The sequence below is a fragment of the Vibrio sp. Y42_MX_L11 genome (genome assembly GCF_024181785.1).
In the GTDB taxonomy this organism is placed as follows: domain Bacteria; phylum Pseudomonadota; class Gammaproteobacteria; order Enterobacterales; family Vibrionaceae; genus Vibrio; species Vibrio diabolicus.
Genome location: NZ_JAMZAP010000005.1, coordinates 101,738 through 114,065, shown reverse-complemented (window position 1 = coordinate 114,065; position 12,328 = coordinate 101,738). Strand labels below are relative to the sequence as shown.

The 12,328-nt window shown below is 45.1% G+C and carries 8 protein-coding genes; 3 read left to right on the top strand and 5 right to left on the bottom strand.

Annotated features, from left to right (window positions below; translation table 11 throughout):
• Position 1: 1 nt before the first annotated feature.
• The 4 genes from NL643_RS07265 to NL643_RS07250 form a co-directional block, all read right to left on the bottom strand.
• On the bottom strand, positions 2-685 hold the full coding sequence (locus tag NL643_RS07265) for a transglutaminase-like cysteine peptidase (protein WP_005392134.1): 684 nt from the start codon (positions 683-685) through the stop codon (positions 2-4).
• Between the two features lie 114 nt (positions 686-799).
• Positions 800-2,191: an HlyD family type I secretion periplasmic adaptor subunit gene (locus NL643_RS07260; protein WP_203347777.1), complete on the bottom strand. Its 1,392-nt coding sequence runs from the start codon at positions 2,189-2,191 to the stop codon at positions 800-802.
• Positions 2,192-2,363: 172 nt separating this feature from the next.
• Positions 2,364-3,590 (bottom strand): sigma-54 dependent transcriptional regulator, encoded by a 1,227-nt coding sequence (locus NL643_RS07255; protein ID WP_054866765.1) that lies wholly within the window; start codon positions 3,588-3,590, stop codon positions 2,364-2,366.
• Positions 3,583-5,457 carry an ATP-binding protein gene (locus NL643_RS07250; protein ID WP_253644236.1) on the bottom strand — a complete coding sequence of 625 codons (1,875 nt, stop codon included), beginning with the start codon at positions 5,455-5,457 and terminating at the stop codon, positions 3,583-3,585. The genes NL643_RS07255 and NL643_RS07250 overlap by 8 nt, the downstream gene beginning before the upstream one ends.
• Positions 5,458-5,572: 115 nt before the next feature.
• Here NL643_RS07250 and pdxH point away from each other — a divergent pair, with 115 nt between their 5' ends.
• Positions 5,573-6,208: a pyridoxamine 5'-phosphate oxidase gene (gene pdxH / locus NL643_RS07245; protein WP_005392142.1), complete on the top strand. Its 636-nt coding sequence runs from the start codon at positions 5,573-5,575 to the stop codon at positions 6,206-6,208.
• A 72-nt stretch (positions 6,209-6,280) separates the two neighbouring features.
• Here pdxH and NL643_RS07240 read toward each other — a convergent pair whose 3' ends face one another.
• Complete coding sequence (locus NL643_RS07240) at positions 6,281-7,000, bottom strand: PAS domain-containing protein (RefSeq protein ID WP_005392144.1); 720 nt, start codon at positions 6,998-7,000, stop codon at positions 6,281-6,283.
• 974 nt (positions 7,001-7,974) lie between these two features.
• Here NL643_RS07240 and NL643_RS07235 point away from each other — a divergent pair.
• Entirely contained in the window at positions 7,975-8,787 is an 813-nt protein-coding gene (locus tag NL643_RS07235; protein WP_006740882.1) for an AraC family transcriptional regulator, read from the top strand.
• 406 nt (positions 8,788-9,193) lie between these two features.
• Complete coding sequence (putA, locus tag NL643_RS07230) at positions 9,194-12,325, top strand: bifunctional proline dehydrogenase/L-glutamate gamma-semialdehyde dehydrogenase PutA (RefSeq protein WP_253644176.1); 3,132 nt, start codon at positions 9,194-9,196, stop codon at positions 12,323-12,325.
• Positions 12,326-12,328 lie beyond the last annotated feature (3 nt).

Genomic DNA, 12,328 nt, shown 5'->3' with positions numbered 1-12,328 from the left:
CTCACTCGTCATAGTTAATTTTAGGTTTATTTAACTGCAACTTACGTTCGCGCGAGCGTAAGTCATTCCAAAGGCTCAACCGTGATGCTTTCCCTGCCAGCTCTCCAGTGCTAGCAGAAGACTTCATCAACCACAGGTTTGTACCATTAAAACTGTATATCGGTAGCAAGTCGCTACGTTTAGAGGCTCGGACAATATCAGGGTTGATATTGTCGAGAATGAGCGGCTCAGAGCTTGGGGTTGGGTAGTAAGCTAATACCATGTGAAACTGATTCAGTTCGATGGCTTTTACGTAGATCAAACGCATCTTAGAATCTGGTATTCCTAGCTCGAGTAACGAGAAGTACTTGGCGATGGTGAAATCCTCACAATCCCCTGCATTACTCCCTAAAAATTCGAGTGGCGTAGCCCAATAATCTGTCTTTCCCCACAGTTTTATGTCGTCAACAAAATACAGCTGGTTAAAAAAGTCGTTGACGCCAGCGAGCTGTTCATGTGTCTCTAATTGTTTAAATAAGTCGAGGTTTTTTCGCCATGTATTTACGCGCAATCCCGCACGTTCGCCGTACACCGCTGTGACCGTATTGACCCATTGTTGTTCTTTACTGCTTAACGCACCAATTTGGAACGAAAAACAACTTAAACTGATTAATAATGTAACTTTACGCTTCAAATTGGATCGCATATTCGACTCATATCACAAGTATACTCTTCTAAAGGGTTCGTCAGTGAGAAACAAGTGCTTTTTATTTAATCACTTATCGCTCAATACTCGCCGTTGTGAGTACCTTGGTGTGATTTACTCCTTCAAGGCGTTCGTTTTGGCACTTAAAATCGGTTTAAGTAGATATTCCAAAACGGTTCGCTTCCCTGTGATGATATCGACCGATGCCGTCATTCCTGGAATGATTGGTAAATCTGCATCTTGACCAAAATTCGTTTTATCGGTGCGGACACGAACGATGTAAAAGCTATTTCCTTCTTCATCTTGGGTTGTATCTGCGCTGATGTGCTCCAATTCACCCTCTAAGCCGCCGTACTTAGTGAAGTCGTAAGCCGTAAACTTCACGATGGCGTGTAGGTCTGGGCGCAAAAATGCAATGTCTTTGGGCGCAATTTTCGCTTCTACTAATAACGTATCTTCAGTTGGTACAATTTCGACGATATCCATGCCTGGCTGGATAACACCCCCAACGGTGTTGATGTTCAGCGTTTTGATTTTGCCTGTTACTGGCGAGTTCACAACGGTTCGATTGACTCTATCTTCTAAACCCACTGCTGATTCAACCAAGGCAGATAACTGGTCTTGGGCGCTGTTGAGTTTCTCTTGCTGTTCAGAGCGGAATTTGAGCGCAACATCAATGCGATTAAGCATGGATTCTCGAATTGCTGACTTTAATACCGGGATTTTGAGCTCACTGGAAGTCATTTCGCGGCGGGTGTCGTTGACTTGGCGTTGTAACTTGAGTAATTCAATACGAGGCACAACACCTTCATCAGCCAACGGTTTGGTGATGTCTAATTCTTTCTTCGCATATTGATAGCTTTGACGTAAGTTCCTTACTCGCGCTTCAATCTCTACTAAGTCCTGCTGCTTTTGCTGAACTTGTTGGTCAATCACCGAAAGTTGGTTGCGTAAATTGTCTAAATCTTCGCGGTACTCTGCTTTCTGGCGCTGAGTGAGTTTCGGCTGAGTTTCTTCTAAAATTGGTGGAAAGGTCAGTTTGCCATAATCGAGTACTACGCTTTGGCGCCAGTTTTCCGTTTCAAAATCACGATTCACGGCAACACTGTTGATTGAAGCTGAGAGTTGCAGCACAGACGCAGTTAGGTTGGCAACTTGTTGTTCACGCTCACGAAAATCAGAGCGAAAGCGAGTGTCATCGATAAGGAGTAACTGCTGACCTTTTTCAACCAACTGACCTTCTTTGACTAAAATTTCTTTGACTAAGCCACCTTCTAAGTTTTGGACAACTTGAATCTGTGAAGAGGGAATGACTTTTCCCTGACCAACAGTGACCTGGTCGATTTCAGCCCAAGACGCCCAGCCTATTGCAGCAATAAAAAACAACACCATCACCCAGAGCATCAAACGTGCGCTGTTGGGGGTGTTGAGGAGCAATGCTGCAGTTTTGTCGTCAACAAAATCCAACTCTTCATTGTTGAGTTTGTTGTAGTTATCTCGGCTCATCACAGTCCCTGCTTATATAAATGCTGATTATCTTTTTGATCTTATTATTATTAACCGATCATGTCAGTATGCTCGGCGAATAAAAATATGAGACGAAGACCATTCTCTCTCCGAATGAGCGTTTTCAATGCTTCTCTAGCAAAAGAAAAGTGAAGATATCGTCAGAGTATGGCTATTGCGCCTTGAACTTGGTTTTATCCAACTGATGTTTTTTTAGTTTGTCGTACAAGGTTTTGCGTGATACCTGTAATTCTAGTTGAACCTCTTTGAGTCTGCCTCGGTGTCTTTGTAGTGCATCGAATAATAAGCAATATTCAAAGTATTCTGTGCGCTGAGTCATACTCTGAATTTCGATACTTTTTTCACTGTTCCAATCTTCCATTCGGAAGGTATCTGGCTTGAGCGCGCGAAGTTCTGCAAATTGGCGTAGCTGCTTAATATTTTCTGGCCATTCTAAATCGGTCAGATGTTTGACTTCTTCTAAGCTGATGTGTGGCGGTTGAAGTTGGTAACGACTCGCAGCGTGGCGTACAAAGTGCTTGTATAAAGGTCCAATGTCTTCTTTTCTTTCATCGAGTGTCGGCAAGTGAATTAGAGTAGCTAGGGCTTTGATAGACGGATCGACTTGGGTTGTTGCACCAAAAACACGCTCAAGTTTCGGGTGGTTAAACAAGCATTGCCATTGTTCATATGAGACATGCTCAGCACTATGTAAGTACAAGCTGCAATGGCTTTTTCCTTCAATCAAGCGATGTATGGCTTTATCGAGGGCTTCTAATGAAAGCTCATAGAGATCCTCACCAGAAGCGGCGATTAACTCGCTGTCTGGCGTTGCATGTATGTCGTGGGCAAATTGCGCGGCGAGCCGGCGACCTGTGCCATCTTGACCAACAAAAATGAGCGGCTGGTTCGTTGGTGCGCTGATCAAAGCGCGACGAATGCTCACCATGGCTTTACTGTGACCAATCATTTTCGGACCAACATGAGTTTGCATGTCGAGCTCTTTTTTAAGCCAGATGTTTTCCTGCAATAGATTCAACTTATCACCAGCGTTATTGAGCGACTTCATAAGTTGTTCCGTTGAAAAAGGCTTTTCGAGAAAGTCGTACGCGCCGCTTTTCATCGCATCTACCGCGGTTTTCACATCTCCATGTCCGGTAAGTACGATAAATTGAAAGTGATCGTTTTTGCTTCGCAACGTTCGCATGAACTCCAATCCATCCATCACAGGCATATGGATATCGGTGATGATGATCGCTGGCGTATTTGGGTCGATAACGCGTAAGGCTTCCACGGCGTTTGGTAAGCAGGTGACGTCTATCCCTTCAATAAGCAGTGCTTGAGCGACGGCATCACGAATATGTGGTTCATCATCAACAAAGAAAACGGGATTATTCATGGTTGTTTTCCACTTCTGGGTTGCGTTGGTTTTGGATAGCGATTGGCAGCGTTACGATAAAGGTCATGCCTCCTGCTTGTTGTTCCGTGTTCTGATGTTTATAAGCACTGAGTGAGCCGTGATAGCTTTCTAAAATGCGTTTGGAGATGGTCAAACCTAACCCTAAGCCCTCTGGCTTAGTCGTAAAAAATGGGTCAAAGACTTTTGCTAGGGCTTCGTCCGACATGCCGGGCCCGTTGTCGGAAACAAGAATGTCACAGCTGTCATCATGACACTGAACGGCAATAGATATTTGCGGATCAATGCAGTAGTTTTCCATCGCTTGTGCAGCATTATGGAAGAGATTTATCAGAACTTGCTCTAACTCAACGCTGTGAATTGCTAGCTTCACATTATAATCGATGGTTGGGACTTTTAATGTCACCCCTTGTTTAATGAGTTTGTTGCTTAAAATGCTGGTGGCAGTATGTACTGCGTCGTGCAGTACCGCGATTTCATTGTGTGAATCGTGCGTGGCTTTCCGAGTAAAGACTTTTAAGCGTGCGATCACTTCCGAAATGGTGTCATTGAGTGTTAGCATTTTGCCCAAGTTGTCGGCGACCATTGGGTATTTTTCCATTGCCAACAAACGCTGCGAGTTTTCGGTATAGGTTCTTAGTGCGGAAAGTGGCTGATTTATCTCATGATTAATACTGGCAGACAGCTCGCCCAACAGTGCCAATTTCGCGGCTTGGGTCAACTCTTGTTGCGTTTGTTTGAGCTCTTGCTGGCTTTGCTCATATTGATGAATGGTCTGTTGTAGTTTTTGGTTGGCCTTACTCAACACTAAGGTTCGTTGCACCACTTTTTCTTCTAGGCTCACATTAAGGTCGGCTAGGCGTGCCTTGTTCACTAGTGTTTGGAACCACGCTAACGCAATGAGCGCAATGAGCGCATATAGAATCAGGAAGACGATATCAGCCTGTAAAACGGCGGCAAGGACGCTGTTGTGGTTTATCAAGGCAACGACGCGAAATCCTTTATCCAATAAATGTGTCGCGTATGCGAGGTAATTAGGTGAGAGGAGCAATTGATTATCAGCAAACTCGGTGACGCCACTTTGCGCGGTAAGCTCACCAAAATACTCTGGTAAGGTATCGCCATACTGACGCGTTTCGGTAAGCTCGTTTATTGCACTCGGTGACAGCGGGAAGAGTGCACGATAGCGCCAGTTAGGCAAATTGCTCATAAACACGACATTGTGTTTATCCGTGATGAGTACGTCCGTCGTGGTTTGCGAAAGACGCTGTTCCAACTGCTCCAAATTCACTTTTACCGTGATCACGCCAACGACCTCATCATTTACCCAAAGCGGAGATGAGAAGAAGTACCCACGTTTATTTGAACGAACGCCTAACCCGACATATTGAGCAGGTTCACCGCGTCGCGCATTTTTAAAATAGGGACGATAGCTAAAGCTGGAACCAACAAACGTATCTTCTTGCTGAAAGTTACTTGAGGCAATGACCAACCCTGTGCGGTCATGAACGTAAATCGTATCGGCCAAACTTTGTGTCAACCAATCTGCTAACAATAGGTTGAGCTCGTGAGAGGGCGCTCCGCGTTCTACTGCTTTGAGTAATCTCGGATCGTGACTTAATAGGTTTGGTATCTGTTCAAACTTTGCCAGCTCGTAGTCGACTTCTTGCGACACTTGCGCTGCTTGTCTCTCTAGCTTTTGTTGCCACTTATCATGTTGGTATTGAGTTGCGTAATGATGAGTAAGCGCAAGCCCTGAAATGCCAACGGCACACAGTAGCAATAGAAAATGGCGTAGGGCTTTAGGGTTGAGTAAGTTCACGATCAGCTCACTGGTTTTTTGTGTCATGGTATCAAATGACACACTGTGATGCTGTGAGCGGCAACGATAACAAGCACAATGATGTCCTTGTATTTCCTCAGTATCGGGAGCACAATCGACAAAAACGAGTGAAGGAGTAGAGATGGAACTTGCTGATATTCGTCGTGAGTACACCAAAGGTGGGCTACGTCGTAAAGATTTGAAAGCTGATCCTATTGATCAATTTAATCTGTGGCTAGAGCAAGCAGTTGAAGCGGGTTTAACGGATCCGACTGCGATGACAGTTGCAACGGTTGATGAAAATGGCATGCCGTTTCAACGCATTGTTCTATTAAAAAACGTCGACAAAAATGGCTTTGTATTTTACACCAACCTAGGCAGTCGCAAGGCCCAGCAGCTTGAGCATAACAGCAATATTAGTTTGCACTTCCCTTGGCATCCGTTAGAGCGCCAGGTTCATATTACTGGTGTGGCGGAAAAGCTCACCGCCGTAGAAAATATGAAATACTTTACTTCTCGTCCAAAAGAGAGCCAATTAGCCGCAATCGCGAGCAAGCAAAGTAGCCGTATTTCTGCTCGAGGCGTATTAGAAGGTAAGTTTTTAGAGCTAAAACAGAAATTTGCTAAGGGTGAAATACCGGTTCCAACCTTCTGGGGTGGCTTTCGCGTAAAACCACAGAGTATTGAGTTTTGGCAGGGTGGTGAACACCGTCTTCATGATCGCTTTCTTTTCTCCCAACATGATGGAAGTTGGGACATTGACCGTCTTGCGCCATAAACTCTCGTGCCTCATGAATAAACAAACACCGCCCACTTGGGCGGTGTTTTTGTAGGTGGAAAGTGGCGCGAATTATCGCTCTCCATTCAACACTACCGATAATTGATGCTTAAGCAGAGTTTTGGGCACAACAGAGCCGTAGCCAGCTTCCATTGCTTTATCTATTAGTTCGTTCTTGCTGTTCGCTGCAAACTTATTACGTAAGCGTGCGACGTGACCTTCAACGGTTTTTGTTGATATACCCATGACCTGAGAGATGAATTGTGGCTTCTTGCCGTAGAGCAAGAGGAAAAGCGTTTCTTGCTCGCGACATGTGAGCTTCTCTGGTTTTGGCTGTAAGTCAGAGAAACGAAAGATGGATTGCTGATTAGGGTTGGTGCTGATTGCACGACAAACCCAATACCCGACTTCAATCACGGCGGTGTCGGTGAGTTCTCTTCCGTAGAAAATGGTCCCTACGATGTTACCATTGTCATCTCGCCACGGTGTTTTAGTAAAGATATGGGCTCGCCAGCGGCCATCTGGATAAGGGTGGATATCAAGAATTTTGAGTGACTCACCAGTTTCGATAACGTGTTTATCTTGGCGTTGAAATTCTTGTGCACATTCAGTGGTTGGGCTTGCCATCTCAAAATCAGTTTTACCGACGCACTCCTCGGGCGACGTGTGTCCCAACAGTTCTGCGTATTCCTGATTTACGTAGCGGAATACCGAATCTTTATCTTTGCATCCCCAACAACCTGGTAGCTGTTTAAGGAGGGATTGTTCTATGGTATCGACTGAAATATTCACAAAAGGACTCACTACATACAGCTTTTACCAATACAGAGACGTCCGTGTTGCGTTGTTAATATTGACATTGCCAAGTAGGCAGTCATGTTGCTAGAACACGTTCGTTGATTGGCGCTCAATCCAATTAAGTTCATGGTGTTCGATATTTTCGTCACACAGTGATAAACAACAACGAAATTGAACGAAGAATTTAATTGGGAAAATGGTCTGTTTCATTACAGATATGTGCGCTCACGGATGTCCGCCTGATGTTCGGCTTACAACTCGTATCGTCCTTGATCATGCTTCCTACAACTCAGTTGTAATTTAGTTGGCGTTCATATCACTCATCGAGAGGGAGAACGGCGCCTAAGTCATATGAGAGGGACAGTGAGACGAAAGCTATAATATCAGCTTATGCCATTGTTTTCATTGTTGAGAAGCGAAAAAAAAGCCAGCCTGAAGACGGGCTGGCAACACAAGATATAATCTTGTCGACGTGTAGAAGAGGTTCTAAATTACCTAGCGAGGGTCTGCTAAGTAAGTTAGAGGTATCAATGAGATACCGAGAGCTTTAGATCGTATGCATCTTAAAGCTCGAGGACTAATGTATTGAATCAGAAGCATATTAGTAAGGGGGGAAATCCCTCTATGTTGATTTCAAGATGTGGCTTTGATCTGTTTATGAGGCGATTTATCTATTTTGAACCGCAGTGTTCTACCAAATAACGGATTGTTCGGTAACAAGGATCTTTATATCTATTGGTTATGTATACGTAAGGTGCTTCTATCTATCCGTTTTTGTTAATAAAATTGGTTGCTCATTGACCGTAAGTTAACCTCGCATGATCATCGTTCCGGAACTATGATCATGTAAACGAACTTGATCATGCTGTTTTGATCTTGTGCGATTGAGTTGGGGAAAAGTTGCAACCCAACAAGGAAGGTATATGATGCCAAGACGTAAGCTGACCGTGTAAAGACGACTGTTTAAAATGAGTGATTCAGATAACCCCAAAGCCCCGCCATATCAAGAGATTATGCTGCCTAAGCCAGCAGAACTGATCACACTTCCGTCTTATATGGACTGCCATGATCATTCTTACACACAGATCGTGATTGGTTTAAAAGGACAAGCCGAATTTGAAGTGCGTGGACGAGGTAATCTTGTCGGTCCTGGCCAAGGTTGTGTGGTAACCGCATGCTCTGATCATGCTTTCGGTGGCGTCATTAATCAATCGGATATTTTGGTGCTGAATATGCCAAAACCGACAAATGATGATCCTGAAATGCTGCAGAAAATCAATAATCTAGAAAGAGACCATGTCTACTTTCAGTTAGATGGTCAAATTCAGAAGCTGATACAGATGTTGGTCCAGGAAATGCGAAACCATCCGGATGATCTGCTGTTAAGTCGTGCGTGCAACGACACTGTGATTGCACTGATGCAGCGCCATATCTCGGCATTTGAGACTAGCCGAAAAGAGTCACGCTTTGATTTGGAGGCGATTGATCGCTACATCGAGCAGCACCTTAGCCATAAAATCAGTGTGGCTCAGTTAGCGGGACGAGTGTTTCTTGGGGAAAGTCAGTTCCATTGCTTGTTTAAGGAGCAGATGGGGATTACACCTCATCAATATGTTCTCGGAAAGCGTATCGACATGGCTCGTGAATTAATCGAGCAAGGCCACCTTTCTTTAGGGCAAATTGCCGAATTCACTGGTTTCTCAAGCCAGAGTACGTTTACTCATACTTTTACTCGCTTACAGGGAATATCGCCATCCCGCTATAAAAAACAAGTTGGATAACAACGCGTATTTTTAGGTCAAATTATCAGCAATCAGAACAAAGCCATGCAATATGCATGGTTTTTTTGTGTTTTATTCACGTGACCTATCTCTCGTTTTGTTAAATTCTCTGTCCTTTGGTGTGACTGATATGCCACTTGATCCTACATTTTCTCTTAGAACGAACGCTTCACAAAAATCTTATTGATATTCTTGACATTTTGTTGTGATTGCAATGAAAAAATTAAAATTTACAACACAAAATATTACCTATTTGAATGTGACTATGTGGATGTTTTGTTATAAAAGCGAGTTTTTGGCAAAAATGTCGTAGTTTTTGACAAGTATTCTTATCGGCCTCAAAATACACTGCCAGCCATTGATAATCCTCGAAGCGGTTTTCGAGGAGTGAGATTGAGGAACACACATGTTTACAGCTACGAACGTGTTGACACCGGAATTTATCGGGCAGCCGCTTGATAAGTTGTGGTCACTGATCTCGCCATTGTATATGGTGGACGAGTCTCAATGGCTAGAGCAACTATTGCCACTAGCGACGCCGACAGAGGATGAAAAATCGGCGATCACTACCCAAACGACCCAACTTATCGAAGCCATTCGTGCCGATAAGAAGTCAATCCAGATGATTGATGCTCTGTTGTTGGAATACAGCTTAGATACTCAAGAAGGTATCTTGCTGATGTGTCTTGCAGAAGCATTAATGCGCATCCCAGATGCCGCGACAGCAGATTCTTTGATTAAAGATAAGTTGAGCGTCGCAGACTGGAAATCTCACCTGAAAAACTCTGACTCTGTGTTTGTTAACGCATCAACATGGGGACTTATGCTAACAGGTAAAGTGGTTGGCCTTGGTGAGCAAGGCACCCAGAGCCCAGGTCAGGCTGTAAACCGTCTGGTAAATAAATTCTCTGAGCCTGTGATTCGTAAAGCCATGTATCAGGCAATGAAGATCATGGGTCACCAGTTTGTTCGTGGTCGTACGATCGAAGAAGCGCAAAAGAACGGTCGCCCAATGCGCGACAAAGGTTTCACCTACTCATTTGATATGTTAGGTGAGGCGGCGTTAACTACAGCGGACGCGAACAAGTACTTCAAAGATTACCTAATGGCGATCGAAGCGGTAGGTCGAGAGACTTACGGCAATGACACCAGTCCTGCGCCTTCGATTTCCATCAAGCTTTCTGCATTACACCCGCGCTACGAAGTCGCAAATGAAGAACGTGTAATGACAGAGTTGTATGACTCACTAATGCAGCTATTGAAACGTGCAATTGAAGTCGACGTTGCAATCACAATCGATGCAGAAGAAGCGGATCGCCTTGAGCTTTCTCTGAAGCTATTTGAGAAAGTGTACCGTAGCGATCTTGTGAAAGGTTGGGGCAAGTTTGGTTTGGTTATTCAAGCCTACTCAAAACGTGCTCTACCAGTCTTGGTGTGGCTAAACGCACTCGCAAAAGAGCAGGGTGACCTTATTCCGCTGCGTTTGGTTAAAGGCGCGTACTGGGACAGCGAAATCAAGTGGTCTCAACAAGCGGGTTACGCTAATTACCCGGTATACACTCGCAAAGAAGCGACGGACGTTGCGTACCTAGCTTGTGCTCGTTTCCTACTTAGCGAAGGTGTTCGCGGTAATATCTACCCACAATTTGCAAGCCACAATGCCCACACGGTGACGGCAATCGCTGTAATGGCTGAGCACAAAGAGTACGAGTTCCAGCGTCTACATGGTATGGGTGATTCACTGTATAACCATGTTATGGAAATGTATGGTCAGCCAGTACGTATTTACGCTCCTGTCGGTAGCCATGCTGATCTTCTTCCGTACTTGGTTCGTCGTCTGCTTGAAAATGGCGCGAACAGCTCGTTTGTACACCGTCTGGTTGATGCGCGTTGTCCGATTTACGAGTTGACTCATCATCCTGTTGATGTGTTGACGGGTTTTGACACGCTACACAACGACAAGATCCCATTACCTGCCGATATCTTCCCTGAGCGTAAGAACTCATACGGCGTCAACATTGATATCGACAGTGAGGCGAAGTCATTTGAAGCGCAAGTAGAAAGCTTCATGGACAATCAGTGGGTTGCAGGCCCGATGATCAATGGTGAGCGTTTTGCCGAAAGCATGATCAAGGAAAATGCGGCTGAGATCATCACCGCACCGTACGATCGCCGAATTGAAGTCGGCAAGGTGGCATTTGCAACACTTGATCATGTTTCCGCTGCAATTGATGCGGCGCAAACTGCTTTCTCTGATTGGAAAGGCGTTCCTGTTGAGCAAAAAGCGGCTTGTTTAGAAAAGCTTGCTGACTTAATGGAAGAAAATCTGGCTGAGCTGGTGGCGATTTGTCACAAAGAAGCGGGCAAGACGATTCACGATAGTATTGATGAAGTTCGTGAAGCAGTGGATTTCTGTCGTTATTACGCGAAACAAGCGCAAAACCTACAGCCATTTGAGCTAGAAGGTTTTGACGGTGTGAAACGCATTTCTAGCCGTGAAGGTCTTGGTGTGTTTGTGTGTATTAGCCCTTGGAACTTCCCGCTGGCTATCTTCCTTGGTCAGGTAACGGCAGCACTGATTGCAGGTAACACTGTGGTTGCCAAACCTGCTGAGCAAACAAGCCTAATTGCCGCTCGCGCTATTGAACTAATGCTTGATGCGGGCTTCCCTGCTGGTGTGATTCAGTTACTTACTGGTCGCGGCGCTGAGATTGGTCATGCACTGACTTCTCATGATGCTATTGCTGGTGTGGCATTCACTGGTTCAACGGCAACTGCGCAACGCATTAACGTCACGCTTGCGGAGCGCAGCGCGAAACCGGTACCGTTTATTGCGGAAACAGGTGGTCAAAACGCAATGATCGTGGACAGTACGGCATTGCCAGAGCAGGTGGTGCGTGATGTGATTCGTTCGGCGTTTGCATCTGCCGGTCAGCGTTGTTCTGCCCTTCGTGTTCTATTTGTACAAGAAGATGTTGCAGACCGTATGATCAACCTGATTCAAGGTGCGATGAATGAGCTGCATGTTGGTTTACCTTACCTACACAAAACGGATGTTGGTCCGGTTATCGACAGCAATGCAAAACAAAAACTCCTTGCTCACCTTGAGCAAATGAGCAAAACACAGACTAAAGTCGCTCAGCTACAGCTGGATGAATCGTGCCAGCATGGTGACTTTGTCTCACCAAGTGCGTTTGAAATCTCGGGCATTGATGTGCTGAAAGAAGAACAATTTGGTCCAATCTTGCACATTGTTCGCTTTAAAGCGTCTGAATTACCGAACGTGGTTGCGCAGATCAACAAGACCGGTTTTGGCTTGACGATGGGTATCCATAGCCGTAACGAAACCACGTACCGTTGGATTGAGAAACACGCTCGAGTGGGTAACTGCTACATCAACCGAGACCAAGTTGGTGCTGTGGTTGGCGTACAGCCGTTTGGTGGTCAAGGCTTGTCGGGTACTGGCCCGAAAGCTGGTGGTCCACACTACCTATTCCGCTTTACTCAACATCTTCTTGCTCAAGCAGAAAACGCATAAGGA